This is a genomic window from Roseibium sp. (assembly GCF_965233565.1).
Classification (GTDB): Bacteria; Pseudomonadota; Alphaproteobacteria; order Rhizobiales; family Stappiaceae; genus Roseibium.
Map to the genome: position 1 here is coordinate 3,873,331 of NZ_OZ247494.1, position 18,424 is coordinate 3,891,754.

15 protein-coding genes are annotated in these 18,424 nt (G+C 59.8%); 12 read left to right on the top strand and 3 right to left on the bottom strand.

Annotated features, from left to right (window positions below):
* Nucleotides 1–185 precede the first annotated feature (185 nt).
* Nucleotides 186–878 (bottom strand): hypothetical protein, encoded by a 693-nt coding sequence (locus tag ACO6TG_RS17835; protein WP_422374421.1) that lies wholly within the window; start codon nt 876–878, stop codon nt 186–188.
* 277 nt (nt 879–1,155) lie between these two features.
* Here ACO6TG_RS17835 and ACO6TG_RS17840 point away from each other — a divergent pair, with 277 nt between their 5' ends.
* The 7 genes from ACO6TG_RS17840 (at nt 1,156) to ACO6TG_RS17870 (ending at nt 12,555) form a co-directional block, all read left to right on the top strand.
* The gene (locus ACO6TG_RS17840) at nt 1,156–1,740 is read left to right on the top strand and encodes an ImuA family protein (protein WP_422374422.1); all 585 of its coding nucleotides are present in this window, start codon (nt 1,156–1,158) and stop codon (nt 1,738–1,740) included.
* Complete coding sequence (locus ACO6TG_RS17845; protein ID WP_422374423.1) at nt 1,709–3,160, top strand: Y-family DNA polymerase; 1,452 nt, start codon at nt 1,709–1,711, stop codon at nt 3,158–3,160. The genes ACO6TG_RS17840 and ACO6TG_RS17845 overlap by 32 nt, the downstream gene beginning before the upstream one ends.
* Nucleotides 3,161–4,438: 1,278 nt before the next feature.
* A complete protein-coding gene (locus ACO6TG_RS17850) occupies nt 4,439–7,828 on the top strand; it encodes an error-prone DNA polymerase (RefSeq protein ID WP_422374424.1) in 3,390 nt (1,129 codons plus the stop codon).
* Between the two features lie 321 nt (nt 7,829–8,149).
* Nucleotides 8,150–8,857 carry a hypothetical protein gene (locus tag ACO6TG_RS17855; RefSeq protein WP_422374425.1) on the top strand — a complete coding sequence of 236 codons (708 nt, stop codon included), beginning with the start codon at nt 8,150–8,152 and terminating at the stop codon, nt 8,855–8,857.
* A 1-nt stretch (nt 8,858) separates the two neighbouring features.
* Nucleotides 8,859–10,469, top strand: coding sequence for a hypothetical protein (locus ACO6TG_RS17860; RefSeq protein ID WP_422374426.1), 1,611 nt, complete (start codon nt 8,859–8,861; stop codon nt 10,467–10,469).
* A 426-nt stretch (nt 10,470–10,895) separates the two neighbouring features.
* Nucleotides 10,896–12,083, top strand: coding sequence for a D-alanyl-D-alanine carboxypeptidase/D-alanyl-D-alanine-endopeptidase (locus tag ACO6TG_RS17865; RefSeq protein ID WP_422374427.1), 1,188 nt, complete (start codon nt 10,896–10,898; stop codon nt 12,081–12,083).
* A gap of 196 nt (nt 12,084–12,279) precedes the next feature.
* Complete coding sequence (locus ACO6TG_RS17870) at nt 12,280–12,555, top strand: hypothetical protein (RefSeq protein WP_422374428.1); 276 nt, start codon at nt 12,280–12,282, stop codon at nt 12,553–12,555.
* Nucleotides 12,556–12,682: 127 nt separating this feature from the next.
* Here the strand turns inward: ACO6TG_RS17870 and ACO6TG_RS17875 are convergent, their stop codons facing one another.
* Nucleotides 12,683–13,567 (bottom strand): hypothetical protein, encoded by an 885-nt coding sequence (locus ACO6TG_RS17875; RefSeq protein ID WP_422374429.1) that lies wholly within the window; start codon nt 13,565–13,567, stop codon nt 12,683–12,685.
* Nucleotides 13,568–13,748: 181 nt separating this feature from the next.
* Between ACO6TG_RS17875 and ACO6TG_RS17880 the strand changes: the two genes are divergently transcribed.
* The 4 genes from ACO6TG_RS17880 to ACO6TG_RS17895 all read left to right on the top strand — a co-directional run bounded on the left by ACO6TG_RS17880 (nt 13,749) and on the right by ACO6TG_RS17895 (nt 17,113).
* On the top strand, nt 13,749–14,747 hold the full coding sequence (locus tag ACO6TG_RS17880) for an aldo/keto reductase (protein ID WP_422374430.1): 999 nt from the start codon (nt 13,749–13,751) through the stop codon (nt 14,745–14,747).
* 16 nt (nt 14,748–14,763) lie between these two features.
* On the top strand, nt 14,764–15,426 hold the full coding sequence (locus tag ACO6TG_RS17885; RefSeq protein WP_422374431.1) for an aspartate/glutamate racemase family protein: 663 nt from the start codon (nt 14,764–14,766) through the stop codon (nt 15,424–15,426).
* A gap of 158 nt (nt 15,427–15,584) precedes the next feature.
* Nucleotides 15,585–16,541 carry an alpha/beta hydrolase gene (locus tag ACO6TG_RS17890; protein ID WP_422374432.1) on the top strand — a complete coding sequence of 319 codons (957 nt, stop codon included), beginning with the start codon at nt 15,585–15,587 and terminating at the stop codon, nt 16,539–16,541.
* 65 nt (nt 16,542–16,606) lie between these two features.
* On the top strand, nt 16,607–17,113 hold the full coding sequence (locus tag ACO6TG_RS17895) for a nuclear transport factor 2 family protein (RefSeq protein WP_422374433.1): 507 nt from the start codon (nt 16,607–16,609) through the stop codon (nt 17,111–17,113).
* A gap of 57 nt (nt 17,114–17,170) precedes the next feature.
* Here ACO6TG_RS17895 and ACO6TG_RS17900 read toward each other — a convergent pair whose 3' ends face one another.
* Entirely contained in the window at nt 17,171–17,920 is a 750-nt protein-coding gene (locus ACO6TG_RS17900) for a helix-turn-helix domain-containing protein (RefSeq protein WP_422374434.1), read from the bottom strand.
* 151 nt (nt 17,921–18,071) lie between these two features.
* Here ACO6TG_RS17900 and ACO6TG_RS17905 point away from each other — a divergent pair, with 151 nt between their 5' ends.
* A complete protein-coding gene (locus tag ACO6TG_RS17905; protein ID WP_422374435.1) occupies nt 18,072–18,422 on the top strand; it encodes an antibiotic biosynthesis monooxygenase family protein in 351 nt (116 codons plus the stop codon).
* The last annotated feature ends 2 nt before the right edge of the window (nt 18,423–18,424 follow it).

The window sequence follows — 18,424 nt, forward strand, 5'->3', positions numbered from 1 at the left end:
TTTCCCTTACGATAGTCCCGGTTTGTCGTTTCTTGCAAATTAGTTTAGTCGGCTCATGTGAAATGCGGACGTCGTTCATATGAACGTGCGATGACAGCGATCCTTCGGGTGATTCCGAAGATCGTTGCAAACGCTTGACGTTGCGGTAGAAAACAGAGCGTCTGTCCGGTCGGCAAAAGACCGTGTCAGGCGTCCTGGCCGAAGATCCGCTGCTTGGTGCTCGCGCTGGAGTGCAATATCTTGTTGTAGAGGTAGTGTTTGGTCCGCTTCTCCAGCCAGCGAAATCCGTATTCCAGTTTGCCAGCAAAGCTTCTGGCCGGTTTCGGGCCGGGAGTGAGGTGCCGGACGATACGCCCCTCCTCGACAAGCTGCTGAACCCACTCCTTTTCCGCACTCCAGTCATGGGTGTGCTGCTTGCCCTGGTGGGTAAAGCCGAAGAGATGGATTTTCACGTCCGGCGCGATCTCCAGAAACTCGGCGATGATCGAGGCGCCGGATGTTGGCTGGCTGGTGTCGAAGGGGTCGAATTTTTTCAGATGCTGCCGGGCCTTGTCCTTGGGACCGAAGCCCAGATAGGTCGGTCTGCATTCCCGTGCGAACAGCCAGTCGACCTGGCCGTTGTCCTGGATGTCGTTGACCCAGACTTCCGGTGACCGGTGCAGCGCCAGCGGATTGATCCGCTTGGACATATAGACCCTTGCCCGGTTGAGCATCAGAACGTCGACCCGCTGTCCGGCAGCCCCGAGGGAGGGCGCACTGTTGAAGCGCAGCACCATGTCGGCCTTGTCGATTTCCGGTGCATCGACTGCCGATACCGGGCCGTTGCCGACAATGGCGATGGTCTTGAGGGTCCGCCCGTCCAGAAGGCTGCGCGTCATTGTGTTTTCCCGACTGTTGTGCCGGGGCGTATAGCAATCGGGAGGTCCGGCGGCAACGGCTGTTTGGAGACGGGAGAGGCGGCAACCTCATTTGTCGTCATTGCCGGACGTGATCCGGCAATCCATGCCGTGCCGTTGCATGCAAACAGGGCTTTGCGGGAGGGGTGCGCAACGGCATGACATGACGGAGGGGCGGGGAACGAGAGCTGACCCGGTTCCGCAAGCGCTCTCTATCCGCTAGTCTTAGCCGGATTCGATTGCAGAAAACGATCCTTGCATGTCCCTGAGCTTTTCCTCCGTCTACCCGTTGAAACAGGCCCGCGCCCATGAGATCTGCGGTGATGGTGCGCTGGCCTTTGCCGCGATTGCGGCTGGCTCAGCAAAGGGAGCGGTTGTCTGGATTTCCGAAAGCTGGAAGCCGACCGTCAACCCGGAGGGGCTGGCACCTTATTGCGATCCGGGCAGGTTGTTGCTCACCCGGGCCGACAGCCAGCTCAACGTTCTGGCCAGCGCGGAAACGGCGCTGCGCTCCGGCGCTGCCGGGCTGGTGGTGGCCGAGGTTTCCGGAGCGATCGGCCTGACGGAAGGCCGGCGGCTGCAGCTGGCGGCCGAGGCCGGCGGCACCACCGCCATTCTCCTGATTCCGGAGGGCGCGGGCAGCAATGCGGCCGAAACCCGCTGGCGCTGCGCCGGGGTTCCGGCCCTCTCCGGGCACGCTTCGGCCCCTCGTCAAAACAGCCATGACTCGACTCATTGGCGCTGGGCACTTATAAAGAACAAAATAGGAACATTATCAGAATGGATTGTGCGTTGGGATGCAGCGTCGCGTCGTGTCATTGTGGTTTCCGAGGCTGGCGGCTGAGCGCGTTTTACGTGCCCGGCCCGTCGACGCGCCGTTTGCCTTAAGCCTGTTCGACCGCAATTCCGAACGCCTTTACGACCTGTGCGCACGCGCCGAAAGCTTCGGCCTCAATCGTGGCATGACGCTGGTGCATGCCCGCAGTTTCTGCCCCGAATTGCTGACCCGTCCGGCCGATCCGGCTGCCGATCAGCGCTTTTTGCGTCTCCTGGCCCGCTGGGCAACCCGCTATTGTCCATGGGTCGGGCTGGACGGCAATGACGGGCTTTTCCTCGACATCACCGGCTCGGCGCATTTGCTGGGCGGCGAAGAACCTCTGCTTGACGACATGCGCGCGCGTCTTGCCCGGGCGGGTCTCACCGCCCGGCTGGGACTGGCCGACACGCCCGGCACGGCCTGGGCGCTGGCGCATTTTTCCGAAGGCATTGCCACACCGGGCGAGACGCTCACCCGGATCGGCCCCCTGCCGCTGCCGGCCCTGCGCCTGACCGACCAGACCTGCACCAGCCTGGAGCGGCTCGGCATTGCCACGGTGTCCGAGCTCTACAATCTGCCGCGGGCAACCGTGGCCCGGCGCTATGACCGGGAGGTGCTGGCACGGCTCGACCAGGCGCTCGGCAATCTGCCGGAACAGATCTCGCCGCTGGGAGAGGAAAAGGTCTTTGCCGTGCGCATGACCCTGCCCGATCCGATCGGGCTTCTGGACGATGTCATGGCCGCCGCCCGGCGTCTTACCGTCCATCTTTGCCGGCGCCTCGACGAGGCCCAGCAGGGCGCCCGGCGGCTGAAACTGACCTTCCGGCGGGTCGATCAGGAAAACCAGTCGGTGGAACTGAAGCTCGCCCGGCCGATGCGCGACGGCAAACGCCTCCTGGCCCTGTTCGAGCGCGGCGTCAGCGCGGTCGATGCGGGGTTCGGCATCGACATGATCCGCCTGGAAGCGCTGGAGGTGGAGCCGCTCGGCCTGCGCCAGCTGGACCGCTCCGAGGGTCTGGCAAAAGACAGTCTTGATGATCTGATCACCCAGCTCGGCAACCGGGTCGGCCTTGAAAACATCCAGCGTTTTCAGCCGGTCGACAGCCATATCCCCGAGCGCAGTTTCAAGCTGGTGCCCGCCGCCTATAGCCGCCCGGCGCCCGACTGGCCCTCCCACCGTCCGCGGCCGATCCGCCTGTTTGCGCCCGAACCCATTCTGGGGTCCGGCTTTGAACCGCCCAGACGCTTCCGCTGGCGCGGCCGCATGCGCACCGTCCTGGAGGCCGAGGGGCCGGAGCGGATCACGCCGGCCTGGTGGGAACAGGATGACAGCTGGTCCAAGGGCCTGCGCGACTATTGGCGCGTCGGCACCGGCGAGGGCCAGCGCCTGTGGCTGTTCCACACACCCCAGGAGCCGGCCTGGTTCGTGCAAGGGGAGTTCGGCTGATGGTTTTTGGCCGCTGTCTCTCCAGCCACGGTTTCTTTCCGTGTCACCCCGGACGAGCAAAGCGAGATCCGGGGCCCACTCGCTTGCAGAGCCTTGGGACCAGGGCACATCACCTTCGCTTCAGCCAGCGGTCAGGCGAGTGGGTCCCGGCTCTGCGCTGGCGCTTGGCCGGGATGACACCGAACGATGTATCTGGCTCTTGTGTCCCTGATGGATTTGAGCTTCACCGCAAACGCCCTCTCTCCCCCCTTGAGGGGGAGAGGTCACCATCTTCTGACAGAGGGGGGCGCGGCCTTTCGACAGGAACCGTCCCTTCCGTGGATCATTGCACCGCCGGTCCCCCCCTCTGTCCGGTTCCCGGACATCTCCCCCGCAAGGGGGGAGAGGGGCGCAAGGGGCGGGGCTGTGCCGGTTTCGGGAGTTCGTTTCTCAGCACCTACCTGATCTTGCCGCGAACGAAAGACCTTTCCTCCCCTCCGTGTCACCCCGGACGAGCCAAGCGAGATCCGGGGCCTACTCGTTTGCAGAGCCTTGGGACCAGGGCACATCACCTTCGCTTCGGCAAGCGGCGAGGCGAGTGGGTCCCGGCTCTGCGCTGGCGCTTGGCCGGGATGACACCGAAAGATGCGTCTGGCTTTTGTTTCCCTGATGGATTTGAGCTTCACCGCAGACGCCCTCTCTCCCCCCTTGAGGGGGAGAGGTCACCATCTTCTGACAGAGGGGCGCGGCCTTTCGGCAGGGACCGCCCCTTCCGTGGATCTCGGCACCGCCGGTCCCCCCCTCTGTCCGGTTCCCGGACATCTCCCCCTCCAGGGGGGAGAGGGGCGCAAGGGGCGGGGCTGTGCCGGGTTCAGGAGCGGGTGTTCCAGCACCTACCTGATCTCGCCGAAGACGGAAGACCTTTCCTCCCCTCCGTGTCACCCCGGACGAGCAAAGCGAGATCCGGGGCCTACTCGCTTGCAGAGCCTTGGGGGCAGGGCACATCACCTTCGCTTCGACAAGCGGCGAGGCGAGTGGGTCCCGGCTCTGCGCTGGCGCTTGGCCGGGAGGACACGGGAAGGAAGGAGCACGGCTTTCAGCTCCCGCAATGGTCTCGCCCCCACCGCTTGTTCCGCCTCTTCCCCCCGGGGGGAAAGGTGGCGAGGTCTGGGGCACTTCGGGATGTGCCCAGGCTGTCATCCCCGCGAAAGCGGGGACCCAGGCACGCCATGGGCCGAAAACAGCCTTGGACACATCCGCCCGGAATGACGCCGGAGGAGGATCTCGGGAGCTCCGTCCATGAGCCGTGAGCCCTCCGCCGACAGTTTCCGCCTGGAACCGGCCCGTTATGCGGAGCTTGCGGTCACGTCCAATTTCTCGTTCCTCACCGGCGCGTCTCACCCGGAAGAGCTGGTGACGCGGGCCGCCGCGCTTGGCCTTGAGGCGATTGCGATCACCGACCGCAATTCGCTGGCCGGGGTGGTGCGGGCCTTTTCGGCGCTGAAGGAGATCAAGCGCGCCGCGGCCGAAGAAGGCGTGCAGATCCGCTCCCATTCGCAGATCGATTCATCCTCGCGCCAGGAGACCAACACCAGTCCGCCGCTGGCCCTGCCGGAGACGTTGAAACTGCCGCGGCTGATTGTCGGCGCGCGGCTGGTGCTGCAGGACAGCCCGGTCGACTGGGTGGCACTGCCCACAGACCGCGCCGCCTACGAACGGCTCAGCCAGCTGCTGACGCTGGGCAAGCGCCGCGCGGAAAAGGGCGACTGCCACTTGAATCTGGAAGATCTCCTGAGCGCCACAAAGGGCCTGATCCTGATCGCCCTGCCCCAGGGGGCGTCCGCGCAGACGGGCCTCTGCGCCACCACCTGCGATCACATCCGCCGGCTGCGCCAGGAGCTGCCGGGCCATGTCTTTCTGGGCGCGGCGCCCCGCTATGACGGCACCGACCAGGCCTGGTTCCGGACCTGTGCCCAGGCCGCGCATTCGCTCGCCGCGCCGATGGTGGCTGTCGGTGATGTCATGATGCATCATGCCGGCCGCCGCCGGCTGGCCGATGTGCTGACCTGCCTGCGCGAGGGCTGCACCATCGACGAGATCGGCACCAGGGCGCTGCCCAATGGCGAGCGGCGGCTGAAAGCCCCGGACGACATGGCGCGCCTTTTCCGCCATCACCCGGCCGCGTTCCGCCGCACGCTGGAAATCGCCACCCGCTGCAGCTTCGATCTTTCCGAACTGTCTTATGAATATCCGGACGAGATCATGGGCGGGGAGGACCCGCAGGCCCGGCTGGAACGGCTGACCTATGAGGGGCTGGAACACCGCTATCCGGCGGGCGTTCCGGACCATGCGCTCAAGCTGGCGGCGAAGGAGCTGACGCTGATCGCCAAGCTCAAATTCGCGGCCTATTTCCTGACCGTGCATGACATTATCGGCTTTGCCAGAAGCCGCCACATCCTGTGTCAGGGGCGCGGGTCGGCAGCCAATTCGATCATCTGTTATGCGCTCGGCATCACGGATGTCGGCCCGGAAACCATCACCATGGTCTCCGAGCGTTTCATCTCAGAGCATCGCGGCGAACCGCCTGACATTGATGTCGATTTCGAGCATGAGCGGCGCGAGGAGGTGATCCAGTATGTTTACGAGAAATACGGCCGTCACCGCGCCGGGCTCTGCGCCACGGTGATCCATTTCCGCACTCGCGCCGCGATCCGCGAGGTCGGCAAGGTGATGGGGCTGAATGCGGATGTCACCGCGGCGCTCGCCGGCCAGATCTGGGGCAGCTCCAACAAGGGGCCGGAGGAAACGCGGGTCCGGGAAATCGGTCTCGATCTTACCAACCCGCGCGTCCGGCAGACCATCGAGTTGATCCGGGAGATCATCGGCTTTCCAAGACATCTGAGCCAGCATGTCGGCGGTTTCGTGATCACGCAAGGCCGGCTCGACGCGCTTTGCCCGATCGAGAATGCCGCCATGGAAAACCGCACCGTCATTGAATGGGACAAGGACGATATCGACGCGCTTGGCATCCTGAAGGTCGATATGCTCAGCCTCGGCATGCTCACTTGCATCCGCAAGTGTTTTCAGCTGATCGACACGCATCACGGCGACCAGCTGACGCTCGGCACCGTGCCCCAGGCGGATAAAAAGACCTATGACATGCTGTGCGTGGCCGATGCCATCGGTGTCTTCCAGGTGGAAAGCCGGGCGCAGATGAACTTCCTGCCGCGCATGCGCCCGCGCGAGTTCTATGACCTTGTCATCGAGGTCGCGATTGTGCGCCCCGGCCCGATCCAGGGCGGCATGGTGCACCCCTATATCAACCGCCGCCAGGGCAAGGAGAAGGTGACCTTCCCGTCCAGGGAACTTGAGGAGGTGCTCGGCAAGACGCTCGGCGTGCCGCTGTTCCAGGAACAGGCCATGCAGATCGCGGTCGTCGCCGCCGGTTTCACCCCGTCGGAGGCGGACAAGCTCCGCCGCTCCATGGCGACCTTCCGGCGCATGGGCACGATCGGTCAGCTGAAGGAGAAGTTCATCTCCGGCATGCTGAGCCGCGGTTACGAGCTGGAGTTTGCCCAGAACTGTTTCGGCCAGATCGAGGGCTTCGGCGAATACGGCTTTCCCGAAAGCCACGCTGCCGCCTTTGCCATGCTCGCCTATGTCTCGGCTTACCTCAAATGCCATTACCCGGCCGAATTCGCCTGCGCGCTTTTGAACGCCCAGCCGATGGGCTTTTACGCCCCGGCGCAGATCGTGCGCGATGCCCGCGAGCACCAGGTCGAGGTCCGCCCGGTCTGCGTCAACACCAGCGAATGGGACAACATCCTGGAGCGGCGCAGCGACGGCGCGCTGGCGCTGCGGCTCGGCTTCCGCCAGATCAAGGGCCTGCGCGAGGAAGACGCCGCCTGGATCGTCGCCGCGCGCGGCAATGGTTATCCGGACACCGAAACCCTCTGGCTCCGCACCGGCGTGCCGCCGGCCACCCTGGAGCGGCTGGCCGAAGCCGATGCCTTTGCCGGCATGGGCCTCAATCGCCGTGCTGCGCTCTGGCAGGTCAAGACCATCCGCAGCCCCAAACCCCTGCCGCTCTTCAACGACCCGATCGACGGCGAGGCGATCTTCGAGCCGGAGGTGCATCTGCCGGCCATGCATCTCGGCCAGGAGGTGGTCGAGGATTATCTCTCGACCCGGCTGACGCTCCGCGCTCATCCGATGGAGCTGTTACGCCCGCATATCCCGCATCTGACCCCGCATGACCGGCTCGCCGCGCTGACCCCGCGCGAGGCGCGCCGGGTCTCCGTCTGCGGCCTTGTCATCACCCGCCAGCGTCCCGGCACGGCCTCCGGTGTCATCTTCCTGACGCTCGAAGACGAGACAGGCGTCTCCAACGTGGTCGTCTGGCCGAAGATGTACGAAAAATTCCGCCCCGCCGTCCTGGGCGGGCGGCTCCTGAAGGTCACCGGCCGGCTGGAGCGCGAGGGCATGGTGGTTCATCTCATCGCCGACCACATCGAAGACCGCTCCCGCGACCTCTCCCTCCTCGGCCATCCGAGCGACAACGTGCTGGGTGAGATGGGCCCCAAGACCGACGACGTCCCGGTGCATCTGAAATCGGACGCCCAGAAGACACGGGCGATGCATCCGCGGGAACAGGCGAAGCGGCTGTTTCCGAGCCGGGATTTTCATTGAGGGGGATGTTAGGAGTGGTGGAGAGTGGGAGTTTGCTGCAGAAGCGATGAAACACCACAAGAAATTAATAGCTAGCCCTTGGCCTTATTCGTTGTTCTCAGAATATCTGAAGTGTCAAAGTCATTTGTATTTTCAACACTAAAAACAACTTTCAAGTGCGGCATTGGATCCTTAATTCAGTGATTTCTAAAGGTGTTTGTATAAAATCACTTCAACCCAAAGCTGAAATCAGCTAACCAAGCGAATGGACTCAAAATTAGAAATTTTCTTAGTCGCCTTCAGACCCCACTCCTTAGGGTAAGAGTTCACAAGGGTAGTTGAATGGATGCAACGGAACATCTGGAAACGCTTCGGAGACGCTTAAATAGCGTGTTCGATGAAACAATTGCGAATGGGCAGCTCACTGGCAATTCGCACTACTATGCAACATGCCTCTTCGAGCTTGGCCAGCAGCTTGAAGATCATGCGATTACGAACCTAATAAAAACCGTTGCCGCGCAGTTGGAGAGTGCGACGTTGTTCGCTTCCTTTGGTCTATATCGACAAGCTTTTTCAGCCTTACGCCTTGCTCTAGAGCTGGGGCTGGGAGCTAGTTATTTTTCAGTACATAGACTAGAATTAAGTGAATGGCTTGATGGTCGCGGAGATATTAGCTGGAGCAAATTGATCGATGAGGACAGGGGAGCTCTGTCACCTCGCGTTGCTAAGGCATTCTTTCCGGAGCTGACAAAAGAAACCCAACAGTTTGCTGATAATGCGAAGTCACTGTATCGCGAGCTTTCAGAGTTCGTCCACGGCAACTATGAAACCTGGGTAGATAACGGTCTCGCGATTTCCTTCAATACCGCTGTGTATCAACGCTATCATGACAAGTGTAAGGAAGCTTTCGAAATCATCCTATTCACCCTTTGTTGCCGATATCTTAAAGATTTAGGCGAAGAAAAGCGTGACGAAGTTGACTTCATCAAAGATGAATTCAGCCACTTAGGTCCAATACGAAAGGTCTTCGGCGGGCCGGAGGATTTCTAGAATGGCATTTTATCTTAGAACCGAAAGCATCAAAGCAGATGAGATTGTCGATCTATCTGTCTTAAATCACGCAGACAATCAAACTATTGCGGCGTTGAAATCGGCTGAGCCTTGTTTGGTGGAGGGATCCCGAGGCACTGGAAAATCATTCTTGATGAGAGTGGCCGAAGGTCAACTAGAAAAACAAGAGGCAGCCGCTCTCACCGTGTTTGTTTCATTCAACATTAGCTCTTTGGTTACCACGGATGACCCACTCCAATTCTACCATTGGATGCTTGCCAAGACTCTAAAAACTCTGATCAACAGGTTACGGAAAAGAGGGCTTTCAGTTTCACCATTTGCAGCTGGCCTTTTGAGCAATGACGAATCCAATAAGCAAGCTGATGTGGAGAAAGACCTTCGAGAGATTGTCAAGAGATTCGAAGAATCTTATCGCAGTAAAGAAAAAATCTGCATCTCAAGCCTGCCGGATATTGAAGATGTCAAGGAAGCGATAGAAGAGATTTGTTCTGAAAATGGGCTCGATCGGATATATATTTTTTTCGATGAAGCGGCACATGTATTTCGACCAGATCAACAACGTCAATTTTTTAGTCTTTTCAAAGATCTGAGATCACCTTTCATAACTTGTAACGCTGCAATTTATCCTGGAGTGACATATTTTGGGGACTCTTTTGAGCCAAATCACGACTGCATTTATCGCCGAATAGAACGCAACATTTCGGACGCTGACTATCTTCAATATTTTCGGGCGATCGTAGATAAGCAAGCCGATGACAATCTCAAGAAAACTCTAGACGCCCAAACAAACATCTTTAATTCATTGGCCCTTGCAAGTGGAGGTAATCCAAGAATCTTGCTTCGAACCATTCAAGATCTTGATAAGGTGAACACTGCGTCAGCAAATGCAGTGTTGAAAGCATTCTATCGCGGTCAAATTTGGGCTGAACACACCGAGCTAGGTGAGAAGTACGGCGGCCACAAGGTGATCGTGGATTGGGGAAGAGATTTTCTTGAACAATATGTCATCCCAGCAATCGAGGCATATAACAGCCAAAGAAAAGAGCGAAATCAGAATGAGGCTACAATCTATTTTTGGGTTCATAAAGACTGCCCCGCTTCGGTGAAGGAAGCGCTGCGTCTGTTGTCTTATACGGGAATAATTAGAAAAATTGATGCATCTGTAAGAGCCACAAGACGTGAATTGGGTACACGATACGAGGTGAAGTATGGGTGTGTGCTCGCGAGTGAGGGAAACCCAGTTACTCAGTCAAAAGACTTTTTTGAGAGCCTTTCCCTTAAGAAGTTTCCAGAATTTGGCAAAAATCATGCAGCCTATTTCGATATTAATGACATTGAGGCTACTCAAGTTAATGACCAACAGTATTTAGTTGCATTGAATGCCATGCTTTCAAAGTCAGTGGATGTTCTTCCTTTGCTTACCTCCTGGCAAAAAGGGAAGTTGAAGGATGCAAATATAAAAACGATCGAACAGCTTCACCAGAACAGTGAAGAGGATTTGATTGACCAACTATACCGGGTCGGCCCTGTTCGTGCTAGATTAATGAAAAACGCTGCGACTGCGGAACTATTGGAATACCTTTCTGGTTAATTCTAGACTTTTGATCCTAGAAAGCTTCGGCGCGGCGTTTATTCTGACACGAATATTTACTTTTGGCCAAAGCTGTTGACGAGGCCGTAACAAGACCAGTTATCTTACGTACACTATAAATGCGATATTCATCGTCACTCTCAGCATGCGTTTTGTTCGCCTCTCTCTATTATTGAACAGTCAAAATGTCTGCACAGCCGTCATTTTGCGGCAATGATCTTCGACTGTGCAACGAATGGTCGGTTCGGCAGTTTGCGCTGCGGCATCAATTAGGCAGGTGGATATTGGGAAAAGCCCACATCCACCAATCCACATCCACCCTCACCCGAAGTTCCGGTTGATTTGTCCCCTCTGACCGGCTCACATGGTGTCCCCGGCAACACCCAAGGTCACCAGCCGCAGGAACAGCGGCTGACTGGAGCCACCATGCGCCTGCTTGCTCTCACTCTTGCCCTGTTTCTCCTTTGCGGCCCGGCTCTGGCCGGTGTGGAAGACAAGGTCGCGGCCGCGGCGCCGTCGGGGGTCGTGCTGGTGCTGGATGAGAAGGGCAACGAGCTGGTGGCGCAAAACGCCGGCCGGTCCTTCGTCCCGGCGTCCGTCGCCAAGCTCGTCACCGCCTGGTTGGCGCTGGAGGTTTTGGGGGAAGATTACCGCTTCAAGACAAGCTTTTACCTGGATGAGAACAGGGTGCTTTATGTGCGCGGCGGCGGCGATCCGTTCCTGGTCTCCGAGGAGCTTGCACTGCTCGCGCCCAAGCTTCTCGCCGCGACCGGCAAGGAACCGTTCGCGGGCCTTGTTCTGGACGCAAGCTATTACCCGGCCAGTCTTCGTATCCCGGGCATCGAAGACACCGGTGCGGCCTATGACGCCCTGAACGCGGCCCTTGCGGTCAACTTCAACACGATCCATGCCGTCAGAAAGGGAAACACCGTCCGTTCCGCGGAAAAGCAGACCCCGATCACTCCCCTGGCGGTGAGCCAGTTCCGGGAGCGCGGCCCAAAGGGGCGCGGCCGCATTAGCCTCGCCCAGGAAGATCCTGCCATAGGCGTGCGCTATGCCGGCGAGCTGCTCGCCGCCTTTATCGAGCGGGCCGGAGGGCGTGTTGACGGCGACATCTCAACCGGGCCCGTGCCTTCGGGTCTCGAGCCTGTCCATGTGCACCACCAGTCCCGCCCCCTTTCGGAGATCCTGACCCTGCTGATGATCGGGTCGAACAACTATATCGCCAACCAGATCTTTCTGGAGATTGGCGCACACCGTCTCGGCGGGCCGGTCAGCCTGGAAAAGTCGCAGCAGGTCGTTGCGGAGATCCTGGCCGAACACGGCATCACCGAGGGGCTGGTCCTCAAGGAAGGCTCGGGCATCAGCCCCGACAACCTTTTCTCCCCCCAAAGCCTCGCCAGGGTGCTGCAGCAGTTTGCGCCGCATGCGGACCTGCTGCCCAAGACCCGGGCCGGGTCCCGCTACAAGACGGGCACGATCCCGGGTGTGAAGGCCCTGGCGGGATATGTGAACACCTCCAAATACGGCCTGGTGCCCTTCGTGATTTCGCTGAAGGGCAACACGGGCAAGACCCGCTTCCGCCTGCTCAGGACGCTTGAACTCGGTCTCTAACGGGAGGTCGGAGGTCGGCGCCATCGGCTATGGGGCGATGTTTTTTCCGAGATGTTCGGGCCGGTGAACAAGAGGGAAAGCCACGCCCTCGTTGACAGCTACAAAATCCAGAAACTGGCAAACTGACTGCTAAACTTTCGGCCCGAACCAGGATTGGAACTTTATGGCCTTCGCTATGCACGCAGGTGATTTGCTCTTGAGCATCAATCACACCGAGGAGTACATCCTGCAATCGGCATATCAAGAGCCTGAAAAATATCCTGAACTTACAAAGCTCTGGGAAGAGTTCTATGATGGCCCGGTCATCGATCCCGACAGTGCAAATCGCATAGTCCACGAGCTGATCGAACTGCTCGCAGGCTCGGCAGATCCTGATCCTGATCCTGCATTGTCTGACAGCATACAGAGGTTTCTGCCTTTCTTTAGCAAGGCATATACGCGCTCGCTCGACATTCAGTGCAAGAGCGATTAGCAGGCTGGGCCTCATTCGGCCAATTGCCGCATGTTGAACGAATGTCAGCTTCTGGACCCAAGCAGGTGACTGTCCTCTGAACCGACCATGCTCGGTCCGCAACCTGGTGCAGCCGAGCCAACGCCCATCAGTTCAGTCCGTTCAAATAGCCTGACGCAGAACCGCTTCCGGACATGGAGAAAAAGACGCCGTTGTCGCGCTCGGCGCTGGTTGATTTCTGCCGGACCCTGTTCCTCAGAGCCTCTGCGGTAATGGAGACCCCGACCTCGAGATTGGAATGGTGTTCACCAAGGCTTGGGTCAATCAGGCCATGCTGGTAATGGTCGACAAGCGTTTCGGGGAGATCGGCCAGCCAGAAGTTATCATCGGACTGGCAGGACAGAAGGATCGTATAGGGGGCAATGCCGTGTTCCTTGATCATCGCCTCGATCAGAACCATGCGGTCGTCAGGGGACAGGCCAACCTCCTTGCGAATGGCCGGGGAGGCGGCCGTGAACCTGTAGGCGGGCGGCGCTCTGCGCGGCAGTCGAAAGAACAAAGGCGGTTTTTCAAGCAGGCTGGGGCAGAGGGCCCCGATTTTTTCGATGAAGACTTTTCCGACGCCGAAATCATCGCCGTGAAAGGCAATCATCTGTTCAACGGATTTATAGGCAATATGTTCATGCCCTGCGAACTCGGCGGAATTCACATCACCGATCCAGACGTCGTTCTGGTAATCGACATCCAGAAGCTTGAATTCACATCCGATGAGCCCGATGCTGAAATTCCATTGGTGTTCAAAAAGACGATCCGTCTCTCCCGGATGACGCATCAGGATCTTGATGCCGATGACGCCGAATGGCGCTTCGCGGGAGATCATCTTTTGAACGGCGCCGTCCTGAATATCAAAGACCGTGGAGGTGTTCCACAAGTCGATAAGATGCGCCTGGTACTCTGCGCCGATCGCATCGATCAGTCTTTCAACGCGCCCCTTGCCTGATGACACATCAGTCTCCGGTTTCTGTTCGGTCACTCGGTCTTCCAAACCAATATATGTCATCCGGGCAGCGTCAGGTACTCCCCACCTTTCAAAAAACGCCCCGGAAGAGGCTGGGCGACTCCGGCACATGAGACCCTCATTCGCCCTTTCAGCACTCACACCAATCGCTTAAGAAAGAACCATTCAGCTTTCTTGAGCGCACAGAGGGGACAGGATGGAAAAACGCAGATTGGGCGCGGGTGGGCCGGAAGTCGGCGCGATCGGCTATGGCGCGATGTCCTTTTCCGACATGTACGGGCCGACGAACCAGGCGGAAAGCCACGCTGTCCTCAATGCCTGCCGGGATCTCGGTGTCACGCATCTGGACACGGCCAATGTCTACGGCATGGGCAAATCGGAAACCGCGATCGGCACCTATCTGAAAGCCGATCCGGGCGCGCGCAGCGACTTTATCATCGCAACCAAGGCCTCGATCACCAGCGATCAGGACGGCAACCGTTGCTTTGACAATTCGGCGGGGCACCTGGAAGCGGAGCTCGACAAGTCGCTTGAGCGGCTTGGCCTCGACTGCGTGGACCTTTTTTATGCCCATCGCCGCGATCCGCGTTTCACCCCGGAAGAAATGGCGGCCAATCTCGGCCGGCTGGTCGAAAAGGGCAAAACCCGCGCCATCGGCCTGTCGGAAGTCGCGCCGTCGACCCTGCGCCGCGCCATGAAAGTCTTCCCTGTCGCCGCCGTTCAATCGGAATATTCGCTCTCCACGCGCGCGCCCGATCTCGGACTGGTGCAGGCCTGCGCAGAGCTCGGCGTTGCCATGGTGGCCTTTTCGCCCGTCGGCCGGTCGCTGCTGACCGACAATCCGATCCCGCGCGAGCGGATCGCCGACCTGCCGTTCCTCAGCTCGAACCCGCGCTTCATGGAGCCGAACCTGACGGAAAACCTGCGCATCCTGGAAGGCTTCCGCAAGCTTGCGGCGGAGATGGGCACGACAGCGGCAGGGCTGGCGAATGCCTGGCTTTTGAGTCGCGGGCCACATGTGATCCCGATCCCGGGAACCCGGTCGGTTGACCATCTGCGCGAATGCATTTCGGGCGCGGCCCTCAATCTCACGGCATCGGATCTGGAGCGGATCGAGGCTGTGCTTCCCGTCGGTTGGGCCCATGGCGACCGCTATTCGGAAGCGCAATCGATCGGACCTGAGCGGTATTGCTGAGAGGAGGAACGGCCACATGCATATTGGTTTGATTGGCGGCATCGGGCCGGCGGCCACGGATTTCTATTATCGCAAGCTCATCACGGCGGCGAAGGAAAGCGGTCGTGATCTCGATCTGACAATGGTGCATGCCGATACCGCGACGTTGCTGGCGAACCTGGCGGGCGGCCGTGAGGCAGAGCAATGTGCGATCTACTCAAGGCTGACCGACCGGCTTGTGGCCGCCGGGGCGGAAAATGTGGTCGTCACCTCCATTGCCGGTCATTTCTGCATCGACCGGTTCACGGCCATGTCGCTCCTTCCCGTGATTGACCTCACCAGGGTTCTGACACGTTGGCTGCAGGACAAGGGCTTTCGGCGGGTCGGTATCATGGGAACGGACACCGTCATGCGCACCGGCATGTATGGCAAACTTGAGCCCGTCGAGGTTCTGGCGCCGGAAGGGGACAACCTGCAGAAAGTGCATGAGGCCTATGTCACCCTGGCCCAATCGGGTCAGCCGACGGACGCCTTGCGGGACGTCTTTCTGGAGGCGGGCAACGCACTTGTGGCCCGCGGCGCGGAGGCCGTCCTCTTGGGCGGCACGGACCTGAATGCAATCCTGAACGAGGACGTGGCGACGTTTCCGCTTGTCGACTGCGCGAGCATTCACATTGAGGAAATCGCGCGTTCTATCTGACGGGATGTCGGGTCTCGGCTGGGCATCGCACCAGACCGGCAGCGGCGCCAAAACCCAGAAATCGCATATCAAAGCACAGGAATCGCGCCTCACAACCGGGCGCCTGACCGCCATCTTTGTCTCATCACGATCCATCAAGGTCGACAATGGAGACAGAGATGACACGCACAATCGTTACCACCGCCGCCATGCTGATGGCCTCCACCGCACTTGCCGACGTCAAAACCCGTTCGGTGACGTTCGAAAACGACGGTGCCACCTTGCATGGCACGCTCTACCTGCCCGAAACCCATGACGGTGCTCCGCTGCCGGCGGTGGTCGTCACCGGTGCCTGGACCTCGGTTGAAGAGCAGATGCCTGCCAATTATGCCCGGGAAATGGCCGGCCGCGGTTTTGCCGCCTTCACCTTCGATTTCCGCGGCTGGGGCAAGTCCAACGATTTGCCGGGGAATGTACGTTACGTCGAAAGCCCGGACGCCAAGACCTCCGATATCCGCGCGGCGATCGACTATGTCGCGACCCTGCCGGAAGTGGATGCGGCTGACGTGAACGGCCTCGGTATCTGTGCCTCCGCCGGCTACATGGTCGACGCGGTGTCCGGCAATCCGAACGTCAATCGGCTCGCACTGGTGGCGCCCTGGCTGCAGAACGAGGACATCGTCGAAGCGGTCTATGGCGGCAAGGACGGTGTCGCCGGCCTGATCGAGATGTCGCGGGCAGCCGAAGCCGCCGGCGGGCAGATCATTCCCGCCGCAGGTCCGGAAGGGGCCGAAGGCGTTCTGATGCCGATTGGCGGCTATTATTACGAGGCCGATCGTGGCGCGATCCCCGAATATGACAATCAGTGGAACAATGCCGGCTGGGAAGGCTGGCTGACCTACCACCCGGCCAACAATCCGGAGCGTCTCGACAAGCCGCTGGCCGTCGTCCATTCCGAAAGCGCGGCGATCCCCGAGGGCGTGCGCAGTTTCCTCGGCGGCTTTGCCGGCGACGCGACCATGGAATGGCTGGAAGACGTGACCCAGTTCGATTTCTACGACAACCCGGAAGACGTCACCCGCGCGGCCAACACCGTTGCCGCCCATTTCCGGGCCGGAGCGCCTGCCGGTAACTGAACCGGTTGATCTTGCAGAGCGCCGTTCCGGCGGCGCTTCCCTTTCATCAATAAGGAACCAGACCCATGAAACGAGCCGTTCTTGCAGCCATGCTTGCTGCCCCGCTCCTTGGAGGTGCCGCCATGGCAGACCAGACAGAGATCACCGCAACGCTCACCGACATCGCTGCCGGCGCGGACCGGCATGACTGGCAGCGTGTACGGGAGGCTTTCGCCGATACGGTCACCACCGATTATACCAGTCTCTGGGGCGGAGACCCCGTGACGCAGCCGGCCGATGAGCTGGTTGCCGGCTGGTCGGCCTTTCTGCCGGGCTTCGACAGCACGCACCACATGGTCACCAATCACACGGTCATGTCCGAAACTGGCACGTCCGCAACGGCGGAAGCCGATTTCACCGCAACCCATCGCATCGGGGACGGGCTCTGGACCCTGGGCGGGCGGTATTCTTATGAGCTGGAGCGCAGCGACGACCGCTGGAAAGTCACGTCCATGACCATGACGGCCCTCTGGGAAACGGGTGACCGTGGTCTCGTGGCCAAGGCTGGAGAGCGCGCGGCCGGTGGCAACTGAGCAGGCGCCGATGGTGGTGCAGCGACATCGGTGGTCATGGGATTGTGTCGACCCCGGTCAACCGGACCGGAACACCGCCGGTGTCGCACCGTAGAGACGTTTGAAATGCTGCCCGAACCGGCTGAGATCCTGATAGCCGCAGCGCCAGGCAACCTCCGCAACGCTCAGCTGTGTTGTCTTGAGCAGAACGGAGGCCCGCTCCAGGCGGGCCTTGATCACATATTGCAGGGGCGACTGGCCGAGTGCTTTCTTGAAGGCTTTCGAGAAATGTGTGCTGCTCATTGCGGCAAGCTCGGCCATGGCCGTGAGGCTCAGGTCTTTCGCCAGATTGTCATGGATATGGTCCAGAACCCGTCTGAGCCGGGCATCCTCGATACCGGCATTCCAGGCGGGCAGGGGTTTGACCGACTGAATGAGTTGAGCGGCCAGCGCTCTTTGCATCGTATCCCGGTAGAGCGCTCCATTGCCCTCGAAACTGTCTGCGCTCAGACTGAGGCTCAAAAGCAGCGGGTCGAGCGCACCGACCACGGCTTCGAATTCGAAGGACCGCCCAATCCCGAATTCTTCCAGGAGAGTGTGGCTCAGGCTGACGCTGACAAATTCGAGCTCTGCATCATATTCACACAGCCCTTCGCTGCCGGCCGGCAGGATCCAGCCCTGATTTTTTGACAGCGGTCGATGGGCCGCCTGAGAAGATCCGTGCGCCAGTCGATGGCCGGGCTGGTCGTTCAAAAAGATGCCAAGGGTCAGGGACGGCAGCGCATAGGCACCGCCGCCCGCAGGCAGGACCGTTCGGGTTGAAACCACATCTGGCATGCCCTTAGTGTATGTGCGACGAACCGGTTTTCAAGCGGATCCGGCTGTTTGCCTGTCTTGATGCCGCGATGTTGTGACCACGCAGCAGCGCCAGGGACGGGTGCGGTTTACACGTTTGGCGGGCCGCCAACAGGAGTGAGCGATGATGGATCAGACCGGACCGATCCTGAGACTGTTCGAGGTTCAGACCAAACCGGGCTGTGCGGCCAAGCTGCTGGACAGTTTTGCGACAACGTCTGCCGCCGTCGTTATGGGCAGGCCCGGCAATCAGGGATATTTCTTCGGTCGGGAGATCGAAGCGGAGGGCGACAAGGTGATGTTCGTCTCTGTCTGGGCCAACCTGGATGCGATCAAGGCTCATTTTGGCGAAACCTGGCAGCAGTCCTTTCTACCACCCGGTTATGAAGAGATGATCGCGCATTGCTCCATTCGCCACGTCGACCTGTCCGGCGGCTGGCATGTTGACGGAGCCCTGACGTCCAGGGAGGCGTGAGC

Bases quoted from the DNA above. Each gene is read 5' to 3' on its own strand.
- ACO6TG_RS17835 (WP_422374421.1), bottom strand. From the start codon at position 878: ATGACGCGCAGCCTTCTGGACGGGCGGACCCTCAAGACCATCGCCATT.
- ACO6TG_RS17840 (WP_422374422.1), top strand. From the start codon at position 1,156: ATGTCCCTGAGCTTTTCCTCCGTCTACCCGTTGAAACAGGCCCGCGCC.
- ACO6TG_RS17850 (WP_422374424.1), top strand. From the start codon at position 4,439: ATGAGCCGTGAGCCCTCCGCCGACAGTTTCCGCCTGGAACCGGCCCGT.
- ACO6TG_RS17855 (WP_422374425.1), top strand. From the start codon at position 8,150: ATGGATGCAACGGAACATCTGGAAACGCTTCGGAGACGCTTAAATAGC.
- ACO6TG_RS17860 (WP_422374426.1), top strand. From the start codon at position 8,859: ATGGCATTTTATCTTAGAACCGAAAGCATCAAAGCAGATGAGATTGTC.
- ACO6TG_RS17865 (WP_422374427.1), top strand. From the start codon at position 10,896: ATGCGCCTGCTTGCTCTCACTCTTGCCCTGTTTCTCCTTTGCGGCCCG.
- ACO6TG_RS17880 (WP_422374430.1), top strand. From the start codon at position 13,749: ATGGAAAAACGCAGATTGGGCGCGGGTGGGCCGGAAGTCGGCGCGATC.
- ACO6TG_RS17885 (WP_422374431.1), top strand. From the start codon at position 14,764: ATGCATATTGGTTTGATTGGCGGCATCGGGCCGGCGGCCACGGATTTC.
- ACO6TG_RS17890 (WP_422374432.1), top strand. From the start codon at position 15,585: ATGACACGCACAATCGTTACCACCGCCGCCATGCTGATGGCCTCCACC.
- ACO6TG_RS17895 (WP_422374433.1), top strand. From the start codon at position 16,607: ATGAAACGAGCCGTTCTTGCAGCCATGCTTGCTGCCCCGCTCCTTGGA.
- ACO6TG_RS17905 (WP_422374435.1), top strand. From the start codon at position 18,072: ATGATGGATCAGACCGGACCGATCCTGAGACTGTTCGAGGTTCAGACC.